Source organism: Actinomycetota bacterium (assembly GCA_035697485.1).
In the GTDB taxonomy this organism is placed as follows: Bacteria; Actinomycetota; UBA4738; order UBA4738; family HRBIN12; genus JAOUEA01.
Genome location: DASSCU010000011.1, coordinates 115799 through 138477 on the forward strand (window position 1 = coordinate 115799; position 22679 = coordinate 138477).

The window sequence follows — 22679 nt, forward strand, 5'->3', positions numbered from 1 at the left end:
TGTCCGGCGGCCTCGATTCGCCGGGTGACCGCGCGTGGGGGGCAGAATCTCTCCTCTCGATGAACCGATGCGCAGGTTCTCCCAGGCAGGCCTGCCACACGTTCAAGACGGTCAACACTCCGCGAACACGGTCGCATCAGGGTTCTGTTCCTCGACTGGAGGGGTCTTACGGCGAGCAGGGCATTCGACTCCATCTGAGTCGGATGCCGCTGCCATCGTGGTGTTGCCAACGTTGCAGCGGGCCGACAACCGAAGGTTGGAGGACGGGACATGAGGAGGCTCCGGCCGAGAGCGCGTCGGCTCTGTCTCGCGGCGGTTTCGGCCGCGACGGTCGTGTACGCCTCGTGGGTCCGGCCGCGGATGCGGAGCTGGGGCGCGACGCAAGCCGAAACGACCCGTAGCTTCCCCGGCGATAAGCTGGTCCCCGATCCGAACGGGGGGGCGACGATGGCCACGACCCTGCCAGCACCACCGGAGAAGGTCTGGCCCTGGCTGGTGCAGATGGGAGGGAGCCGGGGAGGCTGGTACAGCTGGGACTGGGTGGACAACGACGGAGAACCGAGCGCGGATCGCATACAGCCCGAATGGCAGGACCTGGACGTGGGGCAGCATCTCTATCGGGCCCCCAAAGGCCCCACGAACTGGTGGACCGCCGTGATCGTGGAACCGAACCGCACCCTGGTGCTGCAGACGAGCTACGGCTTGTTCGGCAGGTCCTTCGAGCCGCGAACCGATGCGGTGCCGTGGGCTTCCACGGAAGGGACCTGGGCGTTCTACCTGAACGAGGCTCTCGACGGTCGAACCCGCTTGGTGGTCCGGACGCGGAACCGCAGCCGCCCTCCGCTGCTCACCCTGCCTCTCGCCCTCTTGGTGGGAGAACCCGTGCATCTCATCATGCAGGCTCGCCAGTTCCACAACCTGCGCACTCGGCTCACCGCGAGGTCAACAGCCCCCGGACGGTAGGCGCGTTCCCAGAGCCGTTCGACAAGCTGGCGAGATCGCCCCGCGGGAGCACCGCAACCCGTCGAACGTCAGAACTTCGACCATCACGATCGCGGCCCGGTGGTATCTGAGCGTGTCGTGCCCGCTGCAGGTGATCGTGTCGAGCCGGAACATGGACGAGGCCCCGGAGCAGGGGGAAGCCTAGGTCTGGGCCCTGCCCGGGGGCCTCGATGCGCCCCCAGCTCTCGTGTTGGGGGTCCCAATCCTGCGCTCTGCAGCCCGGATGCGCAAGAGTGAATCTCCCCGAGTCAAGACCGTGGGTCGTCGGATACCTGCCGATACGGCCGACGGTCTGTGATGTCGCTTGGCGACCCAGATGTTCAGGTCGAGTCGTCGACGCCAGCTCGGCACCATACCGGGTGATCGCGACCCAGGTTGGTCCCCAACGTCGAGCGGAACAACCGGTAGCGCTCGGAACGGCCGAGGTGCGACACTCCGGTTCAGCCATCGCCGTCAGGCGACCGGGGAGGACGGACATGGACCAGCTGCGGACGATACGAAGGCCCCGCGGACTCGCCGTCCTCGCGGGGGTCGGGTTGGTCCTCGCGATGCTTCCCGCGCTCACTCCGGGGGCAGAGTCGGCCACGAACCGGTGCTGGGCGAAGAACGTGACCCGGGGTACCCCCGCCCGCTCGCGCCTGCAGGCCGTGATCGACGACGCCAGGCCGGGGGACCGGATCAAGGTCAGGCAGGTTTGCGTCGGCCACTTCAGGATCGGGAAACAGCTCACCCTCGTCGGCGAACGCACCCCCTCGGTAACGATCCCCGTCCTCCGCACGAACGGCGCGGGCAGGGTTCTCTTCATCGAGGCGCGGGTGACGCTCACCAACCTGAGGATCACCGGCGGAGCGGTGGAGCGGGGCGGTGGGATCTGGAACGCCGAGGGCTTCCTGATCCTGAACCGCTCGTCGGTACGCGAAAACGAGGCGTCGCTCTACGGCGGTGGCATCGTGAACGACGGCGGCACCGTCGTGCTGAACGGCTCGTCCACCGTCACCGGGAACACGACCGGGGGGTTCGGCGGTGGCATCGTGAACGACGGCGGCGCCGTCGTGTTGAACGACTCGTCGGCGGTCCGCCTCAACTCGGCGGTCGATCTCGGCGGGGGCATCATCAACTCCAAAGGCACCGTCGTGATGCACGATGCTTCCTCGGTGAGCCGCAACACCGCAGCACTCGGGGGCGGCTTCTTCATCGACGACGGGAGTTGGGTCACGATGACCGACTCGGCCTCGGTGCGAGGGAACACGGCCGACGAGGGGGGCGGGATCTACAACGACGACGGCACCGTCACGCTCAAGAACGCCTCCTCGGTGACCGGCAACACGGCGACGGACGGCGGCGGGATCCTGTTCGGTCTCGTCAGGGCATGCAACGGCGCCGGCGAGGACGAGTGGACCGGTGCGATCAGTCCGAACGATCCGGACGATCCGCCCACGGTGACCCTGTTCGCGTGCCCGTAGGATGAACCTGCAGGTCACCGACCGGAACCTGCCGGGACAGATCGGCTGAGCCGAGCCGCGTGCTCGGTCGCAGGTTCGATTCCTGCCCGCCCCGCATGGCACGGATGGCGACACACGCCCCGCTCGACCTGAGCCGATGGTGGCTCGCCTTGTCGATCGTCGGGCTCGCTGCGGGCGGCGTGCTCGCGCTCGCCTTCGACGAGGAACGGGCCGCCGGGCTCGTGTGGGCGGCGACCACGGTGATCGGCGTCATCCCGATCGCGCGCGACGTGGTCGGGGGACTCATCCGCCGCGAACCAGGGGTGGATCTGATCGCGTTGATCGCGATGGTCACCGCGCTGGCGCTGCAGGAGTACCTGGCCGGCGCCGTGATCGCACTCATGCTGGCGACCGGGCACGCGCTCGAGTCCTACGCGGACCGTCGGGCCCACGCGGAGCTCTCGGCGCTGCTTTCCAGGGCTCCGAGGGTCGTCACCCGCTACGAGCACGACGGTCTCGTCACCCTGCCGATCGAGGAGGTCCGTCCGGGCGACCGGCTCCTCGTGAAGACCGGTGAGGTCGTGCCGGTCGACGGCGTGTTGATGGGGGACGCCGTACTCGACGAGTCGGCGCTGACGGGAGAGTCGCGACCGGTCGACCGGCCCCACAACGACCTCGTCCGCTCGGGCGCCGTCAATGCGGGGCGCGGGTTCGACCTGCGGGCGACGGCATCCGCGGAGGACAGCACCTACGCGGGCATCGTGCGGCTCGTGCAGGCCGCACAGGACGAGAAGGCGCCCGCCGTCCGCCTTGCGGACCGATACGCGGCGATCTTCATCCCCATCACGCTGGTGATCGCGCTCGGGGCATGGGCGGTCTCGGGCGACCCCCTGCGCTTCCTCACGGTCGTGATGGTCGCGACGCCGTGCCCGCTGATCCTCGCCGTGCCGATCGCGATCGTGGCCGGCATCTCGCGCTCGGCGAAGCGAGGCATCATCGTGAAGGGCGGCGGAGCTCTCGAGACCCTCGCCCGAGGCTCCGTGCTGATGTTCGACAAGACCGGCACCTTGACGTCGGGGGTCCCAACGGTCGCCGACGTGGAGCCGTTCGGGGCCACCGGGAGCGGAGAGCTGCTCCGCCTGGCGGCCTCGCTCGATCAGGTGTCGCCGCACGTGCTCGCGGGTGCGGTGGTCCGGTCTGCTCGTGAGCACGAGGTCGAGCTGGAGTTCCCCGACGCGGTGGTCGAGAAGCACGGGGCGGGCATCGAAGGTGATGTGGGGGAGCGCCGGGTCTCGCTCGGGAAGGCCTCGTTCGTCTCCGGCGGCGCCCCACTCCCGCGCGGAGCTCGCGATGCCCGGCGTCGATCGATGCTCGACGGATCGTCGTGCGTGTTCATCGCCGTCGACGGCGTGGTCGCGGGCGCGCTACTGATCGATGACCCGATCCGACCCGATACCCCGCGCGTGATCCGGTCCCTGCGGCGCACCGGCATCCGGCGGGTCGTGATGGTGACGGGCGACCACCCGGATGTCGCCGAGTCGGTCGGAGCCGCGCTCGGCGTGGACCGGATCCTCTCCGAGCGGAGCCCCGGCGAGAAGGTCGAGGCGGTCGATGCGGAGCGTGGTGAAGGTGGGGTCGTCATCATGGTGGGAGACGGCCTGAACGACGCGCCCGCGCTCGCCGCCGCCGACGTCGGGGTGGCGATGGGCGCTCGCGGCGCCACCGCCTCGTCGGAGGCGGCCGACGTCGTGCTCGTGGTCGACCGCCTCGACCGCCTGGTCGAGGCGATGACGATCGCGAAGCGTTCCCGCACGATCGCCGTGCAGAGCGTGCTGATGGGCATGGGGGTCGCGTTCGGGTTCATGTTCCTCGGGGCGTTCGGGCTGTTCGGACCGGTCGCGGCCGCGATCGTGCAGGAGGCCATCGACGTGGCCTCGATCCTCAACGCCCTGCGTGCCCTCGGCGGAGGTGCCGGACACGCTCGACGTCCGCCAGGCACCGACGTGGGGGAGCGGTTCCGCGAGGAGCACCGGCTCTTCGCGCCCGAGCTACACCGCATCCGCTCGGTGGCCGATCGCCTCGAGACGCTGGCACCCGAGGAGGCACGAACGGAGCTCGAGGCGATCCGTGCGTTCCTGGTCAACCGGCTCCCACGGCACGAGGAGGAGGAGGAGGCCGCCGTCTACCCGGTCGTCGCGCGGCTGATGGGCGGGGAGGACCCGATGGCGAGCATGGCGCGGGCGCACGTCGAGATCTCGCACCTCACCCGGGTGTTCCGCTCGCTCATCGACGACCTGCCCGCGGGCGTGCCGGGCCCCGACGACCTGATGGACCTGCGACGGGTGCTGTACGGCCTGCAGGCGATCCTGCGCCTGCACTTCGCCCAGGAGGAGGAGGCGTACGCGTGGCTCGCGGCCGAGGCCGACGCCGACGCGCGGGAGCCCTCGCCCGTCTAGAGGTCGAGGTCGAGCGGCGTGACGGCGTCGCCGACCCGGACCGAACCGGGTTCCACGACACGGGCATAGACGCCGAACGGAAGGCCGCCGTCGCCGGGGATGCGCTGTCGGTACCTCGCGATCTGGGTGAGGGTGTCCCAGTCCTTCTCGCCGGTGTCAGGGTCCTTGGTGGTGAATACGCATCGCGGCACCTGGCCGCGGACCTCGATCGTGGCCCCGCCCACCCGTACACGATGGCCCGCCCACGAGTCCTCCTCGTACGGGTCGCAGCCCTCGAGTTCGAGGTTGAGCCGGAACCGCCGTGCGTCGAGCGTCCCCTCGTACCTGCCTCGCTCGGCGAGGTCGCGCACGGACTCGGCCGAGACGACCGTGATCGGCTCCACGTCGGCACCGTCCCCCTCGCGGTCGCATCGCACCAGCCGGAGGGGGCGGGCGCAGTACACCGAGATCGCCTCGGCGAACGGTCCCTCGACGACGTGCGCGGCCACGGGCCGTCCGTAGAAGTCCGTGGTCTCCTCGGCGCCGAGCTCGTCGGCGGGCGCCTCGGTCAGGCTGCCGTCGGGGAAGCGGAGCTTCAGGCGTTCGGCCTCGGTGTCGTATTCGGCCACGATCGCGACCAGGGGGCCGAACGTGCTGCCGCTGAACAGCTCGCCCCACTCATCCACGATGTAGAACCGGCGATCCTGGGGGATCCCCGTTGGCGTGATGGTCGCCGACGAGGGGTGATGGATCGCGGTCCCCTTCACCGGGGTCACGCTGAGGCGGGCGAGCGTCGGCATCGTCGACACACGGTAGCCGAATCGAACTGCGGGTTGAGCGCTTGCCTCGCCGACGCTAGGCTCGGGTCGGAACATCGGTTCGGGAGGGGACGTGACCACGATCGAACGGCCGGCGCCGCACCGGGCGGTGCTCGAGCTCCAAGCCCGAGCACGCGACCGGGCGCTCGCCGAGCGCGTCGAACGCCTCGAGCGAGATGTCGCTCGCCTCGGTTCTCGCGTCGACGGCGCGATGGTCACACTGGTACCCGAGGCCCTGGCCGGCGCGGCGCCGGAGGCACCCACGCAGCCTGCTCGATGATCATGAGCGATCGGCCCGGCGTCCCCGACGACGTCGTGATCGGACCCCTCGTATCCGGGCTGGCGCCGCTCGCTTGTCTGCTCGGCTCGTGGCGAGGCGGCGGGCGAGGCGCATTTCCGACGATCGACGCGTTCGACTACGGCGAGTGGATCCGATTCGAACACGTCGGCGACGGGTTCCTGCTGTCGTCGCAGCGCAGCTGGCTCGCCGCCGACGGTTCCCCGCTCCACTTCGAGCGCGGCTTCTGGCGGCCGGGGGGCTCGGCCGAACGCGTGGAGGTCACGCTCGCGCATCCGCTCGGGCTCACCGAGGTGGCCGAGGGAACGGTTGCGACGGCGGGTCCTGTGACGACGATCGAGGTGGCGACGGGGACGATCGGTCGCACGAGCACCGGCATGGACGTGGTCGGCCTCGTCCGGCGTTACCGGGTCGAGGGTGACGCGCTGAGCTACGAGATCGACATGGCCACGGGCACGACCCCGATGGCACGGCACCTCGCCGCCGAGCTGCGTCGCGTGTCCGACTGACCGGGTCGAGCCTGGTCGTCAGGAAGCGAGGGCGCCTCCGTCGGCGCGTGGGTCGCTTCCCGCGGCGAAGCCACCCGCAACCGCGCGGATCATGTGCGCGTGTCCGACCGATCCGCTCTGCGCCGGCACGGTCGAGACGCGGTAGCCCGAGTCCGTGAGCGCGGAGGTCACCGGCGCTGGGACATCGGCCTCCGCGAGCACCTCGGGCGTCTCCCGCTCGGGGGCCATGCCGCCCACCAGCCAGCGCGGCGCGGTGACGGCCTCGGCGGGGCTCATGCCGAGGGCGAACGCTCGCGTCAGGGCCATCGTGAGGATCTGTGGCTGGGCCGAGCCGCCCATCGTGCCGGCGACCCCGTCGAGGCGTCCGTCGCGTTGCACGACGACCGGCATCAACGTGTGCGCCGGCCTCGCCCCGGGCGCGAGCAGGTTCGGGTGGTCCCGTGCGAGCGTGAAGCACGCGCCCCGGCTCTGGGCGACGACGCCGGTGGACGGTTCCAGCAGCCCGGACCCGAAGCCGTCGTAGAGGCTCTGGATCAGGGAGACCCCGCGGCCCTCGGCATCGGCGGTCACGAGCGCGATCGTATCGCCCGCGTGCCGCGCCAGGCCGGGCGGAGGACCGGGCACACCCGCGCGGACCTCGTCGGCGACCGCGCCCAGGTGCCCGTCGTCGAGCAGGGTCGACGGATGCACGCGCATGCGTTCGGGGTCGGCGAGGTGGCGGTCGCGATCGCGGGCCGAGGCGCGGAGCACGTGGGCCAAGACCCCCGCATCGGGTCCGAGCGGATCGGGATCGATCTCCAGACGCTCGATCAGCGCGAGGGCCTCGAGCAGTACGAAGCCCTGCGAGTTCGGTGGGTGCACGAGCACGTCGATGTCGCGGAAGCGGGTCCGCAGCGGCGTACCGAGATCGGCGCGGTGCCCGGCCATGTCGGCGAGGTCGATCGGCACGCCGAGCGCTCGCAGGCCGTCCGCGAATCGTGCGCCGAGCTCGCCTCCGTACCACGCGCCCGTGCCCTGCTCGGCGAGCGCTTGGAGGGTGGCACCCAGCGCGGGCTGGCGGACCTGGGTGTGGACCTGCGCGGGCAGGCCGTCGGGGAAGAACACTTCCGCCATGCCGGCGTCGGCCACGAGTCGGTCGGCATCCTCGGCCAGGGTCGCCGCCAGGTCGGACGCCACGCTGACCCCTCCATGGGCGTAGGCCACCGCGGCGGTGAAGGCGTCCGACCATGTCAGGTTTCCCCCTTGACGGTGCAGCATCTCCCAGCCGCTGACCGCACCGGGGACGGTGACGCTCCAGGGACCGTGCTCCGGCATCCTGCCCGCCCCAGCGGCGCCCGCCGATGCCGGGTCGGCGCCCGCGGGGGCGCGGCCGCTGGCATTGATCGCGACCACGTCGCCCGCCGGGTGCTGCACCAGGGCGAAGAGATCGCCGCCGACACCGCACATGTGCGGGTAGACGACCGCGAGCGTGGTCGCCGCCGCGAGCGCCGCGTCGATCGCGTTCCCACCGCGCTCGAAGGCGATCGAGGCTGCCTCGGCCGCCAGCGCGTGCGGCGCCGCGACCGCCCACGTCCGACCGACCGCGTGCAGCTCCATGACGCCAGTGTGGCAGCCGCGTGGGGTCGGCGCCGAGGCGGTCCGATCACCGTTGACAGCGGGGGCACCACCAGACGCTGCGGGCCCGTTCTCCCTGGCGTCGCGTGGCGATCGTGCTGCCGCATCGCGGGCACGCCCGCCCTGCTCGCTCGTAGACCGCGAATCCCCCGGGAACCGTCGTCCGTCGAGGCGTGCCGAGGTTCGCCCGGAGCAGCCGGCTCGCGGTCGCGTAGAGCGCCCGTCGCGTGGGTTCGCCGAGGCTCGCGATCGGGCGGAACGGATCGATCCCGCACGCCCACGCGGCCTCGGCCCGGTACACGTTGCCGATGCCCGCCGCCATCGTCTGGTCGAGGAGCGCGACCCCGGTCTCGGTGGCGGGGTCGAGGGACCGGAGCCTGTGCACCACCTCGTCGAGGTCGGGATCGACGTCACAGAGGTCCGGGCCGAGCGCGGCGAGGACGGGATGGCGGTCGACCTCGTCGTCGGTGAGCAGCTCGACCATCGGTGCAGCGAAGCAGACCGCGTCGACGTCGGCGGTGCCGATCGCGACCACCATGGATCGTGCGCTTCGGCGCCATCGCTGCCCGGAACGGTAAAGGTGCCACGATCCGTTCATGCGCATGTGGGTGTGCAGCGTCAGCCCTCCGGTGCACCGGATCAGCAGGTGCTTGCCTCGTGCCTCGACGCGATCGATGCGTTCCCCGGGGCGGGGGATCGGGTGGTGAGGTCCACGCGTCCGTCGAAGACGCGGCGTCTCGAACCGAGTCACCACCGAGTGGCCGAGCGCGGCCGCGAGGGAGGCCGCCGTGCGGTGGATCGTGTCGCCCTCGGGCACGCCGGCGCCTCAGCCTCGGAGCGTGAGCCCGCGGTACCCGTCGACGAACCCCGCCTGGCGCAGCCGCTCGGCGTGGGGCGACGACGCTGACGGCTCACCGTCGATGCGCACCAGCTCGACCCGACGGAGACGCCCGTCCTTCACGAGGGATGCGAGCGCGTCGGCCCAGGACCCGGCGTCGACGTCGAACGTGACGAGTGAGCGAGCGCCCCGCTCGAGGAAGGCGGCGACGCGACCGTCGACCAGCACGACGTACGCGCCGGCCGCGCGGGAGGCGCGCCCGGGGGCCTCGGGCCAGGCGAGCGCCGCTCCGTACGGCTGGGCCGGGTCGGCGGCGGCGAGCACGAGCGGGGCAGGGTCATCCAGCGACGCCGTCACCCTGGCCGCACGGAGCCGGTCGACGGCCCCCGGCATCGCGAACTGCGCCGCCCCGAGGCCGGCCACGAAGTACCCGCGGCGCACGGCGCCGGCTTCCTCGAGCGCCTTCAAGATCGGGTAGACGCCGGCGTAGCCGCCGGGGGTGCACTCGGCCAGGGCCGCCTCACGCGTCACGACGCCGTGGCGATCGAGCAGCTGCAGCGCTCTGGCGTGCGCGTTCTCGGTGGGCGAGAGACCCGGCTCGAGGAGGCCGGTGGTGAGAGACCATCGGCCGGCGCCGGCGGGCGGTCCGGTCCTGCGCAGCGCGCCCGGTCGGGGCCGCCTGCCGGGCTGCGGGGCCCGGATCCGAGCCGAGGCGCCTCGCACGAACGCGCGGAGCGGCGCCAGCGTGTCGTTCGTCACCTCGCCCGCCCACACCAGGTCCCACAGGGCGGTCAGGAGCACGCGCTCGTCGGCCGTGCCGGCCGCCTGCACGAGGTCGGTCCAGAACGATGCCCCGCGCTCGGCCAGGTGCGAGCGGATCGCGTCGTGGACGGCGTCGTCGGGGCGTTCACCGTCGGAACGGTCGCGCAGGAGCGCGCTCGCCTGGCCGCGGAAGCTGAGCACCACCCGGCCGTCATCGGCGCCGAGGCCGCCGGCGCCGATCCAGACGAGGTCGCCGCTCGCGGCGATCGCGTCGAGGTCGGCGGGCCGATAGCCTCGCACGCGCGCCGGCAGTACGTCGGTCTCGAGGATCGATGCCGGGATCGCCGCCCCCTGCAGATGTCCGATCGCCTCGACGAGCGCGTCCGATGCTCCGTTCGGACGGTCGGCCCCTTGCCACGCGGGTAGGAATCGAGCGAACGCCGCAGCCTCGACCGGTTCGACCTCGCGACGGAGCGCGGCGAGCGAACGTTGACGCAGTCGTCTGAGCACGTCGGCATCGCACCACTCGTGCCCGACGCCCCCGGGCGAGAATCCGCCCTGGGTCAGCGTGCCCCCGGCCTCGAGCTCGGCGAGGGCGGCCTCCACCCGGTCGACCGAGACGCCGAACCGCTCGGCCGGCTCGGCCGGCACGAACGGTCCGTGCGTGCGTGCGTACCGCGAGACGAGATCGTGCAGCGCTCGATCGGTGGGACCGGTGAAGGCGCCGGGCAGCCCGCGGGGCAGGGAGACGCCGAGCGCATCGCGGAGCCGGGCGGCGTCCTCGACCGCGGCGACGCGCTCCACGCCGGCGACTCGCGCACGGATGGCCCGCCCGTCGTCGATCAAGGCGCGCGTCAAGGCGTCGCCGTCGCCGTCGGCACGGGCGCGCACCTCGGCGTCGTCGAGAGGGCCGAGGTTTCGGAGCAGGTCGTGGACGCCGTCGGTGCCCCTGGCCCGGCGGCCCTCGGCGAGCCGCTGCAGCTCGAGGACGACCTCGTCGATGGCGCGAGGATCGAGCAGATCGCGGAGCTCCTCGGCCCCGAGCAGTTCCCGCAGCAGGTCGCGATCGAGGGCCAGGGCGGCGGCGCGTCGCTCGGCGAGCGGTGCGTCTGCCTCGTACATGAAGACGGCGATCCACCGAAACAGCAACGACTGCGCGAACGGCGACGCGTGGTCCGTCTCGACGGCCACGAGCTTCGTGCGCCGCGATCGCAGGTCGCCCATCACCTCGCGCAGCGCCGGCACGTCGAAGACGTCGCGGAGACACTCGCGGGTCGTCTCCAGCAGCATCGGGAACGTGGGGTGCTTCGCGGCTTCCACGAGCAGGTCGGCGCTCCGTTGCCGCTGCTGCCACAGCGGGGTGCGCCTTCCGGGTCGCTGCCGGGGGAGCAGGAGTGCCCGTGCGCTCGCCTCGCGGAAGACGCTCGCGAACATCGCCGTGCCCGGCAGCGCCTCGACGACGGCCGCCTCGACCGCCTCGGGCTCGAACAGCAGGTCCTCGACCGGGATGCGGTCGACCGCCTCGGGGAGGCGGATCACGATGCCGTCGTCGCCCCAGAGCACCTGGGCGCCGGGGCCGAACCGTTCCTCGAGCCGTGCCTCGATCGCGAGCCCCCACGGGGCGTGCACCCGATCGCCGAACGGGGACAGCACGCAGACGCGCCAGTCACCGATCTCGTCGCGGAACCGCTCCACGACGATCGTGCGGTCGTCGGGGACGGCACCCGTGGCTTCCACCTGCTCGTCGAGGTAGGTGACGAGGTTGTCGGCGGCCCACGTGTCGAGCCCGACGTCGTCACGCAGGCGTGTCAGGGCCTCGTCGCGGCGCTTGCCCCGGAGCTCGCGAGTGAACGCACCGATCGCCCGTCCGAGCTCGATCGGGCGCCCGGGCCGGTCGCCGTGCCAGAACGGCATCTTGCCCGGCTCGCCCGGGGCGGGGGAGACCACGACGCGGTCCCGCGTGATGTCGTCGATGCGCCAGCTCGATGCTCCCAACAGGAAGACCTCGCCGCGCCGTGATTCGTACACCATCTCCTCGTCGAGCTCGCCCACGCGGGTGCCGTCGGCGAGGAACACCCCGAACAACCCGCGGTCGGGGATCGTGCCGCCGCTCGTGATCGCGATGCGCCCCGCCCCGTCGCGTGCCCGAACGACGTCGGTCTTCCGGTCCCAGACGAGCCGCGGTCGCAGCTCGGCGAACCCGTCGCTCGGGTAGCGTCCCGCCAGCAGGTCGAGCACCGCGAGGAAGATCTCGCGCGACAATCCGGCGAAGTTCTCGGCCCGACGCACGGTCGCGTAGAGGTCGTCGACGTGCCACTCGTCGACCGCGCACATCGCGACGAGCTGCTGCGCGAGCACGTCGAGCGGATCGCGCGGCACGCGTGTCTCCTCGATCGCCCCGGCGAGCATGCGCTCGGCCACGACGCTCGCCTCGAGCAGGTCGCCCCGGAACTTCGGGAAGATCTTGCCTTTGCTGGGCTCGCCCACCTGGTGGCCCGCGCGGCCGATGCGCTGCAGCCCGCTCGCCACCGACCCGGGCGACTCCACCTGCACCACGAGATCGACGGCGCCCATGTCGATGCCGAGCTCGAGGCTGCTCGTGGCCACGATCGCCCGAAGCCGCCCCGACTTCAGGGCGTCCTCGACCTCGAGCCGCTGCTCGCGGGCGATCGACCCGTGGTGGGTGCGGACGAGGTCCTCCTCGGCGAGTTCATTCAGCTGCGCGGCGAGGCGCTCCGCGAGTCGGCGCCCGTTCACGAAGACGATCGTCGACCGGTGCGCGCGGATCAGCTCGAGCAACCGCGGATGGATCGCTGGCCAGATCGAAGTGCGAGAAGGGCCCCCCGCCGCGGGACCGCTCGGGGGAAGATCCATGGGTTGGCCGAGTGAGCCCATGTCCTCGACCGGCACGAGGACCTCGAGCTCCATCGGCTTGCGGTGTCCGGCATCGACGATCGACACGGGCCGCGGCTCGCCGTCGTCCTCGTGCCCGCCGAGGAAGCCCGCGATCGTCTCGAGCGGGCGCTGCGTGGCCGACAGACCGATGCGCTGGGGAGGTTCGGCGGTGAGCGCATCGAGCCGTTCGAGCGAGAGCGCGAGGTGGGCACCGCGCTTGGTGCCGGCGAGCGAGTGGATCTCGTCGACGATCACGGTCGTGACCCCTCGCAGGGTCTCGCGCGCCGACGACGTGAGCATCAGGTAGAGCGACTCCGGCGTCGTGATCAGGATGTCGGGGGGGTGTGCGAGGAGCTGTCGCCGCTCCCGGGAGGGCGTGTCGCCGGTGCGCACCCCGACGACGGGGTCGTGCGCCAGCCCGGTGCCGGACCGCTCGGCCGCGTGCCGGATGCCCGCGAGCGGGGCCCGAAGGTTCTTCTCCACGTCGACCGCGAGCGCCCGCAGCGGGGAGATGTAGACGACCCGCGTGCGCCCCTTCGGATCGGTCGGCGGGGTCTCGGTCGTGAGACGGTCGATCGCCCACAGGAAGGCCGCGAGCGTCTTGCCCGAGCCCGTCGGAGCGAGCACCAGCGTGTGGTCGCCCTTCGCGATCGCCTTCCAGCCCTTCGACTGCGCCGGGGTGGGCGCGTCGAAGGATGCCTCGAACCACTCGCGGACGGCGGGGGAGAAGGGGGTCAGGCTCACGCAGCAACGCTAGCGCGGAACGCCGACATCCGGGCGGCCTCACCCTCGGTCACGGACGAGAGCGACGATAGGATGCGGGCCATGTCGGTCCGGCCTTCCCTTCGCGCCGCCACGTGCGTCGCCGCCTTCGTCGCGATCATCGCCCTGGCGGGCGCCGCCGCCGCACAGTCGTCGTCGCCCGCGCAGGACGCGTCGCCCTCGCCCCGTCCGGGGGCCGACGTCGCGCGCACCGAGGACCAGGTGATGCTCTCCGGCACCGTGACGGTCCCCCGCGGGCAGTCGGTCGGGGAGGTCGTGGTGTTCAACGGGCGAGCGATCGTCGCCGGCGTCGTCGTGGGCGACGTGGTCGTGCTCGACGGCCCGGTCGCGGTCTCGGGACAGGTCGGCGGGTCGGTGGTGGCGATGAACGGCCCGATCCGGCTCGCGTCGACGGCGTCGATCGCCGGCGACGTGCTCGGCGCCCAGACCGTGCGCCTCGAACCCGGGGCCCTCGTGGGCGGCGACGTGCGCGACGACGTCACGTTCACCCCGCGTGGCACCCTCGCCGCCCTCGGCGCCCTGCTCGGGGCCGTCGCGGTCGCGGTTTCGACCCTGCTGCTCTTGCTGCTCGTGCTCGCGCTCGCCCCTCGCGGGCTCGATCGGGTCGCCACGGCCGCTCGCACGGCGCCGTTCGCGTCGATCGGGTGGGGGGCGGTGGTCGCGATCGCCCTGCCGGTGACGGCGGTCGCCGCTGCAGCGTCGATCCTCGGGCTGCCGCTCGGCCTGTCGGTGCTGCTCGGATCCGGCTTGATCGCGCTCGTCGGATACGCGCTCGCGGTGTACGCGGTCGGTCGACTGATCGTGCAGGCGCCCCGCGGCCGTGCGGGTGCCGTGCTGGCCGGGTGGGGAGTGTCCGCGGCGATCGGGCTGGTGCCGTTCCTCAACGTGGTCGCGTGGGTGCTCGGCTCGATGTTCGGCCTCGGCGCGGCCGTCGTCGCGGTCTGGAGGGTTCGGGCCGGAGCGCCGTCACGCGGTCGGCACCGGGCCGGGTACGCGCCCCCCGCCCCGACCCCGTCTCGGGCACCGACCACACCGTCGTCTCGGCAACCGACCCCGGTGGCGGTCGTGGGAGAGACCGGCGGGGGCGACGACCAGCCCAGCGAGACCTACCCGGCCACCTCCGACGACTAGTCCAGAGTGGACGAGTCGCCGGCTCTCCGCAGGAACCGGGAAGCCGTCAGGATCGCGGCGCCCACGACCGCGCCGAACGCCAGCGCCTGCGGGGTCGAGCAGAGCACCTTGGCCCCGGGTTCCACCGTGACCTTCGGCGAGAGCACGAACGCGACGAAACTGCGTTCACCGAGGGTGGCCCCGCCGCCGGCGAAGATCGTCTGCGCGCCGCCGTTCGTGATCGAGACGTTGCCGCCGATCGCCATCGGCCCGCCGCCACCGTTCGTGATCGTGAGGTTGCCGGCGGCGGCGAGCACTCCGGCGCCCCCGTTCGTGAGGAACAGGTCCCTCGAGGCGGCGGCGGCCGCGACGCCGCTGTCGCGGATATCGACCTCGTCCCCCCTCACCGTGCCCACCAGCCCGCGCTGCACGTGCGTGCTCTCCATGGCAACCTCCCGTCGTCGTCTCCATGCTAGGGTCCGCGCCGTGCCGGATGCAGAGCGCGCCGACCTGATCGTCGCCGACACCGACGTGTGGTGCGGCGACGCCGCGCGGCGCCGAGCCAAGGCCGTCGCGATCCGCGGTGACCGCATCGTGGCCGTGGGCACCGACGACGACGTGCGGGCGCTCCGAGGGCCGTCGACCGAGGTGCTCGCCTTGCCGGGCCGCGTGGTCGTCCCGGGCTTCCAGGATGCGCACGTCCACCCGTCGGTCGCAGGCAGGAACCTGCTCAACGTGAACCTCGACGACCTGTCCACGAAGGACGACTACCTCGCGCGCATCAAGCACGTGGCCGACGCGAACCCCGACCTCGAGTGGATCGTGGGGGGCGGTTGGTACAACACCGTCTTCACCGCGACCGACGGTCCACGCAAGGAGGATCTCGACGCGGTCGTGCCCGACCGGCCGGTGTTCCTGTTGAACACCGACGTCCATGCCGGCTGGGTGAACTCCAAGGCGCTCGAGCTCGCCGGGATGACCGCGTCGACACCCGACCCGTGGGATGGCTACCTCGTGCGCGACGCCGACGGGTCGCCGGCGGGCACCCTGCAGGAGGGCGCCGCCTACGACGTCATGCGCACGGTCGCCGCACAGCCGAGCGTGGCCCAGTGGCAGGCGTACCTCCTCCGGGCGCAGCAGGAGCTGCATGCGCTGGGCATCACGGGGTGGCAGGACGCCTGGGTCGAGCCCGACCTGCTGCGTGCCTACCGCGAGCTCGACGACGAGGGCGCGCTCACGGCCCGCGTCGTCGCCTCGATGTGGTGGGATCGCCACGCCGGCATGGAGCAGGTCGATCGGCTCGTCGAGCAGCGGGAGTGGGCGAGCGGAGGTCGGCTCCAGGCGAACACGATCAAGATCATGCTCGACGGCTGCCCGGAGAGCTGCACCGGCTCGATGCTCGAGCCGTACGAGGGCGACTTCGGCCGGCGGCACGATCGCGGCATCCAGTTCGTCGAGGCCGAGGCGCTGAACGAGGCGGTCGTCGCTCTCGACGCCCTCGGCTTCCAGGTGCACCAGCACGCCCTCGGCGACCGGGCCTTCCGCGAGGGGCTCGACGCGATCGAGGCCGCCCGCAAGGCCGACGGATGGAACGACGCCCGCCATCACATCGCGCACATCCAACTGCCCGACCCCGCCGATCTGCCGCGCCTGCGCCGTCTCGGGGTCGTCGCGAACCTGCAGCCGTTCTGGGCGCAGCCCGATCCGACGATCGTCGAGATCACGACGCCGCGGGTGGGTGAGCGAGCGTCCCACCTCTACCCGTTCCGGTCGATCCACGCGACCGGCGCCGTGATGTGCATCGGCAGCGACTGGCCCGTGACCACGCCGAACCCATGGCTCGAGCTCGAGGTCGCGGTGACGCGGCAGCCTCCCGGGCAGCCCGAGGCCGAGCCGCTCGACGCGTGGCAACGCCTCGACCTCGCCACGGCGATGGCCGCCTTCGCGCGAGGCTCCGCCTACGTGAACCACGACGACGAGGCGGGTGTGATCGCGCCCGGCATGCGCGCCGATCTCGCGGTGCTCGACCGCGATCCGTTCGATCGATCGCTCGGCGCGGTCGGCGAGACGACGGTCGAGCTGACGCTGGCCTCGGGCCGGATCGTCTTCGAGCCCTCCTGACGCCGTCACGGGTGCGCGACCGAACCTATGCACGCCGCCCGGCATGTTCATCCGATCTCGTCGTGGGTACGCATCCCTTCAGAAGCTGCGCGGAGCTGAGGCAGGCCCCGATCGGGTCCACTCCGCGTGGAAGGGAGGGAGAAGATGACGAAGCGCATCATCGGTCTCGCCGTCGCGCTCGCGACGACGATGGCCCTGTTCGGCGCCGCCCCGGCCCAGGCTACGGGCTCGTCGAAGTTCACGCTGAACGTCGTGCACGGCATCCCCGGGCTCACGGTCGACGTGTGCGTCAACGGCGCGAAGGCGATCACCGACTTCGAGCCGGGCGACGTCGTGTCGGGCGTGAGGCTGCCCGAGGGCGAGTACCGCCTCAAGGTCACCCCGGCCGGCGAGCCGTGCAGCGCCGCCGTGCTGTCGGCGATGGCCGACCTGGCCGGCGGTCGCAACTACACGGTGGTCGCGAACCTCGACGACCACGGCGACCCGAACCTGGCGCTGTGGCGCAACAACACCCGGAAGACCGACGCCGGGGAGGCCCGCGTCGTGGTCCGTCACATGGCCGACGCGCCGGCGGTGAACGTGTGGGCCAACGGCTCTCCGCTCAACCGTGGGCGCCAGTTCGACTGGGGCTCGATGCGCGGCTGGGACGTGCCCGAGGGCGACTACGAGGTGTTCGTCTCGCTCGCGCGCCAGAGCGACCCGGTGATCGGCCCTGCCGACCTGTCACTCGAGGCCGGCTTCCGTTACCAGGTGTACGCCTGGGGCAACGGGACGGCCGGGTACGGCTTGATCGTCATCCCGCTGGAGGTCGGCGAGAAGGCGGCCTGACCTTCGGATGCTCGACCGGAACGGGGCGGCGGCCGTCGGCCGCCGCCTCTTCCGCGTTCACGCCAAGAGGTAGGGGCGGGAGAGCGGCACCTCGTCGACCGGCTCGCACGAGAGCACCCGTGCGCCGAGGGTGACCTGTCCGTCGTCGGGGGAGACGACGACCTCGGGCACCGCGGTGTTGGCCACGAGATCGCCACGGGTGAGGCCACGGGTGCCGCCGACGGCCACGATCCGGCGGCGCGTGCCCAGCGTGGCCGCGACGCCGGCGTCGACCGCCGCGCGTGCGACGAAGGTCGTCGACAGCCTCGCCGCGGCCTCGCCCGTGCCCCCCCAGTCGGGGCCGTAGCGGGTCGGCTCTGCGCCGTGCACGCTGGCGTTTCCCTCACCCATCGCGCTCCACGCCACCACGCCGCCCTTGATCACCATCGATGGGCGCACGCCGAACATCGCAGGTTCCCACAGCACGATGTCGGCCAGGCGCCCGGGGGAGAGAGAGCCCACCTCGCCGACGATACCGTGCACGATCGCGGGCTCTGCCGTGTACTTGGCGAGGTAGGCGAGCACGCGCTCGTTGTCGTCGCGGCCGATCCCATCGTCGACCGCCGACTCGGTCGGCCGGGGCCGCAGGCGGCGGGCATGAGGTGCCTCAGGCCATCCGCCTCCCGCCCCCGTGGCACGCCATGCCTTCATCGCGTGGGCGAGTTGCCAGGTGCGGCGGATCGTCTCGCCGATGCGTCCCATGCCCTGCGAGTCCGAGTTCACGATCGAGATCGCACCCAGCTCGTGCAGCGGGCCTTCGGCGGCCATCGTGGTCGCGCGGATCCGTTCCTTTGCCGCGGCCACGTCGTCGGCGAGCGAGGGGTTCCCCTCATGGACGATCAAGATCATGTCGGTGTGCTCGAGGTCGGCGGCCCGCCCCCATGGCAGGCCGGGGGTGGTCGAAGAACAGAGCACGTTCGGCACGCGGACGAGCCCGAGCACGTCGGGCACATGGCCGCCCCCGGCCCCCTCCACGTGGTAAGCGTGGATCGTGCGGCCGCCGATCGCGTCGATCGTGCCCTCGAGCTCGGTTGACTCGTTCAGCCCGTCGGTGTGCAGGCAGACCGCGACGTCGTGCGCCTCGGCGGCCGCGAGGGTCGCGTCGACGATCTCGGGATACGCGCCCCAGTCCTCGTGGATCTTCAGGCCCACCGACCCCGCCTCGATCGATCGGTCGAGCGGCGCTCTGCGGTCGGCCCGCGCGCTCGCCTGCAGCCCGACGTTCACGGGCAGGAACTCGAACGCCTCGAGCGTGCGGTGCATGCGCCACGCCGGTTCCTCGAACCCTGCCGTGATCAGGGTCGTGACGCCGGCGCTGAGCGCGACCGGGACCAGCCGAGGACTCAGTAGGTGCACGTGGCTGTCGATGCCCCCGGGGGTCGCGATCAGCCCGTGGCACGGGATCGGCCACGTGCCCGGCCCCACCGTGAGGTCGACGCCGTCGGTGATGTCGGGGTTGCCGGCGCGGCCGATGCCGGCGATGCGCCCGTCCTTGACACCGAGGTCCGCCTTCACGATGCCGAGCAGCGGATCGACGACGATCGCGCTGCCGATCACCGCGTCGAGCTCGGACGCGCTCGTCGCGCCGTCCTGCTGGGTCATGCGCGAGCGCAGGGTCTTCGCATACCCCCAGAGTGCCTGGTCGGCCGGCTCGGTGAGGTCGTCCTCGATGCGGACCCATAGGTCGGTGTCGCCGAGCCGGACCCGATCGCCGGTGGTCGGGCCGTGGCGCAACGCGTGCTCTTCGCGCGAGATCGAGCTGGGCATCAGTCGTCTCCCCCTGGCGCGCCTGCGCCGCCGTAGGCCACGAGCTCGACCTCCCGTTCCTCGCCGGGTGCCCAGCGCAGCGAGTCGCCAGCGGGCAGGTCGAGCCGGAAGCCGCGCGCGGCCTCGCGGTCGAACGCGAGGGAGGGGTTCACCTGCCAGAAGGGGTAGTGCGACGAGACCCGCACGGGCCGGCGCGAGGTGTTGCGGACCGTGAGGCGACGTCGCTCCCGGTCGGGCACGAGCGGTACGTCGCCGGGTGCGAACCGCACGGCGCCGGGCCCGTCTGCCGGCACGGGGCCGAACGGTTCCCGCAGCACGATCAGCCGCGAGCCCTCCTCGAGGAGCACCTCGACGCGGACCTCGGATGCGATCGCCGCGACCCCGTCCAGGACCGGCGTGCGCTCGGCCACGGTCCGGCCGGCGTCAACGACTTGTCCGTAGGATGCACCGCCGCGGGCCGCGAGGTGCATCTCGTCGCACACGAGCGCGATCGCCTCCGGCGCGTTCAGGGGCAGACCTCGTGACAGCGTCTCGCGCGCGAGCTGTGCCGTGGTGAACACGAGCAGCCGGTCCCGCTCGGTCGGGTTCAGCTGCATCGGCCGGTTCCGTCCGACATCGTCAAGCCTCCGGCGCCGACGTCTCTCGTTCGGCCTCGAGCGCTCGGGGCTGCAGCCGGACCGCGAGCAGCGGGAAGATCGCGACCGAGAGCACGCCGGCGCCCACGAGCGCGGCGGCGTTCTCGGGCAGCATCGACCCGTTCTGCAGGCCGATCTCCGTGAGGGCGACCAGCAGCGGGAGCGCGGTCGCGGTGAGCAGCATCATCTGAACGCGACGCGGGCCCGGCAGATCCTTGCGGTAGACGAACAACGCCGGCACGCCGCGCACGACGAGCAGCAGCAGGAAGAACCCGAGCATGCGCCCGGGCGCCTCGACGATCGAGATCACGTCGAGCCCCATGCCCGACGACACGAAGAACACCGGGATGAAGAACCCGTACCCGACGGCGTCGAGCTTCTTCTCGAGCGACTCGACGTCGCCCGGGGCCCATCGCCGCAGCACCATGCCCGCGAAGAACGCGCCGAGCACGATGTCGAGGCCGAACTCGGCAGACAGGAACAACAGCGCGACGAGCAGGAGCACGGTGAGACGCAAGGTCGTCTGCGAGGTCTCGTGCTGCCCTTGCTCCAGGACGCGGCCGAACCGGGTGCCTTGCGTGAACCGTGGGATCACCGAGAGCGCGAACGCCACGCCGGCCACGGCGGCGACCCCGATCACCTCGATGATCGAGTTGTAGTGCCCGAGCAGTAGGGCGATGCAGAGGACGGGACCCATCTCGCCGATCGCTCCCGCCGCGAAGACGTAGCGACCGAATCGCCCCTCGAGCATGCGGTGGTCGCGGAGGATGGGGAGCAACGTGCCGAGCGCCGTCGTCGTGAGTCCGATCGCCACCGGGAGGAACGCCTTCACGAGCCCCACGGCTTCGAGGGCCCCCACGACCCCGATCGCGAGCACGATGGAGATCACCCACGCCACGATCGCGAGCGTGCCGGCTCGCTCCCGCAGCAGGCTCGGGTCGAGCTCGTATCCCGCCAGCAGGAAGAGGAATCCGAGACCTAGGTTGGCGAACAACGTGATGTCGTCGGGCTCCGCGAGGTCGAGCACCTCGGGCCCGATCACGATGCCGCCGGCGATCAGCAGCACGACCTGCGGCACGCGTCCCGGCAGGAACGCGACCAGGATCGGGGCTGCGGCCACCACGACCATGGCGGCGAGCAGCGATCCGAGCCCCTCGACCATCGCCGAAGGCTACCCCGTTCGGAGACCATCGAGGACGGACATCGGTATCCTTGCGAGCCGTGAGGCCGAAGGACGGTGCCCTCGCCACGGGCGACCGACCGGGGTGTTCCCTGTGCGGCCGACCCACCTACGATCCCGACAAGCGGGAGACGCCGTGGGTGCGGGCGGTCTCGGACGGGCGGCAGGTGTTGATCTGCCCGGCGTGTCAGGTCGAGCGTCCGGACTGGGCCGAGGGTCTGGACCGGTGCCGATCCTGCGGGGGGACGCGCCTGTCGGCGCAGCTCGGCGGCGTCGTGTGCCGAGCGTGCGGCCACACTGAACTCGCGTGAGGCACGCGGGCGCTTAGCTCAGCTGGCAGAGCGTCGCCCTTACAAGGCGAAGGTCGGGGGTTCGAGTCCCTCAGCGCCCACCATCGGAGCCGCTGGTCGTGACCGGAACCCGACACACGTGCGGTCAAGAAGAAGGCTGGTGACCCGCCCCTCACCACTGTCTACAGCGCCCTATCATTCGTCCACCTGGCAGCATCGGAGCGACGGAGCACCTGGTGGGGCAGGAATGGCTGTAACCGGCCATTTCGAAAGCGGAGTGAGAAGACGTAACCATCCCTAGTGTCCGTCAAGCAGATCAGCGCGACCTGAGCGCGTGAAGGGGATGTCGGGGTAGCGTTCCTGCGTGAACGTCCTCGACATCCTCTCCGTACTGGCGCCGGTGTTCGTCGTCATCGGCTTGGGCTATTTCGGTGGGAAGCGGAAGGTCTTCGACGACCATCAGATCGAGGGTTTCAACGAGTTTGTTCTGGGCTTCGCGTTGCCCGCGATGATCTTCGCCAGCGTGCTCGCGACGCCTCGGTCCGTCCTCGCTGAGGACGCGATCCTCTTCCTCGCCGTGGTCCTGGTCCAGCTCGTGTTCCTTGTTCTCGGCGTGGCGCTCGGGAAGACCTTGCTCAGACAGGGGCTGGCCGCCGCCTCGATCATTGGATTGCTGATCGCCGTCCCCACCGCGGCGTTCATGGGGACTCCGATCCTCGACGGGTTGTTCAGCAAGGCGAGCAGCTCGAACGCGATCGCGTTGTACGCGATCGCGACCAACGTCACGGTGCTGCCGCTGTCGATCGTGCTGCTTGAGTGGGGGACACGCCCAGCGGACGAAGCGCGAAGTGTCGGCGCGATCCTGGGCGAGGTCCTTCGCAAGACAATCTCGAAGACCCTCGTGTGGTCACCGCTCGTGGCACTCGCGTTGGTCGCGATCGGCGTGCACGTGCCCAGCCCCTTCGACAACAGCTTGGACCTCATCGGGGAAAGCACGTCGGCCGTCGCCTTGTTCGCAGCCGGCCTGATCCTGTCGCGGTACCGGCTCCACATCGGCACGCAGCCGGTGATGCTCGCCCTCTTGAAGAACCTCGCGCAGCCCGCGCTGATGGCAGGGCTGGCGCTGCTGTTCGGTATCACCGGCGTGGCCCGGAGCGAATCCGTGATCCTGACGGCGATGCCAGCGTCGGTGGTGGCCCCGATGTTCGCGGTTCGCTACCGAAGCTACGAGGCGGAATCGGCCTCGACGCTCATCGTCGGTACGGCCCTGTCGATCCCCACGCTCGTGCTGATCGTCAGCCTCCTCGACTAGG

At 71.5% G+C, this 22679-nt stretch carries 18 protein-coding genes and 1 tRNA gene; 11 read left to right on the forward strand and 8 right to left on the reverse strand.

What is annotated here, in order from left to right; genetic code table 11:
• Positions 1-447: 447 nt before the first annotated feature.
• The 3 genes from VFI59_02855 (at position 448) to VFI59_02865 (ending at position 4900) form a co-directional block, all read left to right on the forward strand.
• On the forward strand, positions 448-963 hold the full coding sequence (locus VFI59_02855) for a hypothetical protein (GenBank protein HET6712632.1): 516 nt from the start codon (positions 448-450) through the stop codon (positions 961-963).
• 515 nt (positions 964-1478) lie between these two features.
• A complete protein-coding gene (locus tag VFI59_02860) occupies positions 1479-2465 on the forward strand; it encodes a hypothetical protein (GenBank protein HET6712633.1) in 987 nt (328 codons plus the stop codon).
• 104 nt (positions 2466-2569) lie between these two features.
• Positions 2570-4900, forward strand: a complete 2331-nt coding sequence (locus tag VFI59_02865) for a heavy metal translocating P-type ATPase (protein HET6712634.1) — start codon at positions 2570-2572, stop codon at positions 4898-4900.
• On the opposite strand, the gene VFI59_02870 is transcribed toward VFI59_02865, so the two are convergent.
• Entirely contained in the window at positions 4897-5679 is a 783-nt protein-coding gene (locus tag VFI59_02870) for an MOSC domain-containing protein (GenBank protein ID HET6712635.1), read from the reverse strand. The genes VFI59_02865 and VFI59_02870 overlap by 4 nt on opposite strands.
• A gap of 91 nt (positions 5680-5770) precedes the next feature.
• Here VFI59_02870 and VFI59_02875 point away from each other — a divergent pair, with 91 nt between their 5' ends.
• Together VFI59_02875 and VFI59_02880 are read left to right on the forward strand one after the other, a co-directional pair.
• The gene (locus VFI59_02875; protein HET6712636.1) at positions 5771-5977 is read left to right on the forward strand and encodes a hypothetical protein; all 207 of its coding nucleotides are present in this window, start codon (positions 5771-5773) and stop codon (positions 5975-5977) included.
• 2 nt (positions 5978-5979) lie between these two features.
• A complete protein-coding gene (locus VFI59_02880; protein HET6712637.1) occupies positions 5980-6504 on the forward strand; it encodes an FABP family protein in 525 nt (174 codons plus the stop codon).
• A gap of 18 nt (positions 6505-6522) precedes the next feature.
• Here the strand turns inward: VFI59_02880 and VFI59_02885 are convergent, their stop codons facing one another.
• From VFI59_02885 to VFI59_02895, 3 genes are read right to left on the reverse strand one after another with little or no spacing between them, the layout of a single operon-like run.
• Positions 6523-8100, reverse strand: coding sequence for a gamma-glutamyltransferase (locus VFI59_02885; protein ID HET6712638.1), 1578 nt, complete (start codon positions 8098-8100; stop codon positions 6523-6525).
• Positions 8101-8146: 46 nt separating this feature from the next.
• Positions 8147-8935, reverse strand: coding sequence for a DNA-formamidopyrimidine glycosylase family protein (locus VFI59_02890; protein ID HET6712639.1), 789 nt, complete (start codon positions 8933-8935; stop codon positions 8147-8149).
• Between the two features lie 9 nt (positions 8936-8944).
• Positions 8945-13357 (reverse strand): DEAD/DEAH box helicase, encoded by a 4413-nt coding sequence (locus tag VFI59_02895; protein HET6712640.1) that lies wholly within the window; start codon positions 13355-13357, stop codon positions 8945-8947.
• Positions 13358-13438: 81 nt separating this feature from the next.
• On the opposite strand from VFI59_02895, the gene VFI59_02900 reads away from it, so the two are divergent.
• A complete protein-coding gene (locus VFI59_02900) occupies positions 13439-14527 on the forward strand; it encodes a hypothetical protein (GenBank protein HET6712641.1) in 1089 nt (362 codons plus the stop codon).
• Here the strand turns inward: VFI59_02900 and VFI59_02905 are convergent.
• Positions 14524-14952, reverse strand: coding sequence for a hypothetical protein (locus VFI59_02905; GenBank protein ID HET6712642.1), 429 nt, complete (start codon positions 14950-14952; stop codon positions 14524-14526). The two genes, VFI59_02900 and VFI59_02905, sit on opposite strands and share 4 nt — an antisense overlap.
• Before the next feature lie 40 nt (positions 14953-14992).
• On the opposite strand from VFI59_02905, the gene VFI59_02910 reads away from it, so the two are divergent.
• Both VFI59_02910 and VFI59_02915 read left to right on the forward strand, forming a co-directional pair.
• Positions 14993-16627, forward strand: a complete 1635-nt coding sequence (locus tag VFI59_02910; protein HET6712643.1) for an amidohydrolase — start codon at positions 14993-14995, stop codon at positions 16625-16627.
• Positions 16628-16771: 144 nt separating this feature from the next.
• Complete coding sequence (locus tag VFI59_02915; GenBank protein ID HET6712644.1) at positions 16772-17455, forward strand: DUF4397 domain-containing protein; 684 nt, start codon at positions 16772-16774, stop codon at positions 17453-17455.
• Positions 17456-17512: 57 nt separating this feature from the next.
• Here VFI59_02915 and VFI59_02920 read toward each other — a convergent pair whose 3' ends face one another.
• From VFI59_02920 to VFI59_02930, 3 genes are read right to left on the reverse strand one after another with little or no spacing between them, the layout of a single operon-like run.
• A complete protein-coding gene (locus VFI59_02920; protein ID HET6712645.1) occupies positions 17513-19261 on the reverse strand; it encodes an urease subunit alpha in 1749 nt (582 codons plus the stop codon).
• The gene (locus tag VFI59_02925) at positions 19261-19857 is read right to left on the reverse strand and encodes an urease subunit beta (protein ID HET6712646.1); all 597 of its coding nucleotides are present in this window, start codon (positions 19855-19857) and stop codon (positions 19261-19263) included. The genes VFI59_02920 and VFI59_02925 overlap by 1 nt, the downstream gene beginning before the upstream one ends.
• A gap of 22 nt (positions 19858-19879) precedes the next feature.
• Positions 19880-21058: a cation:proton antiporter gene (locus tag VFI59_02930; GenBank protein ID HET6712647.1), complete on the reverse strand. Its 1179-nt coding sequence runs from the start codon at positions 21056-21058 to the stop codon at positions 19880-19882.
• Positions 21059-21117: 59 nt separating this feature from the next.
• Here VFI59_02930 and VFI59_02935 point away from each other — a divergent pair, with 59 nt between their 5' ends.
• From VFI59_02935 to VFI59_02945, 3 genes are all read left to right on the forward strand, one after another.
• The gene (locus tag VFI59_02935) at positions 21118-21387 is read left to right on the forward strand and encodes a hypothetical protein (protein ID HET6712648.1); all 270 of its coding nucleotides are present in this window, start codon (positions 21118-21120) and stop codon (positions 21385-21387) included.
• 7 nt (positions 21388-21394) lie between these two features.
• Positions 21395-21470, forward strand: a tRNA-Val gene (locus VFI59_02940).
• 260 nt (positions 21471-21730) lie between these two features.
• Positions 21731-22678, forward strand: a complete 948-nt coding sequence (locus tag VFI59_02945) for an AEC family transporter (protein HET6712649.1) — start codon at positions 21731-21733, stop codon at positions 22676-22678.
• Position 22679 lies beyond the last annotated feature (1 nt).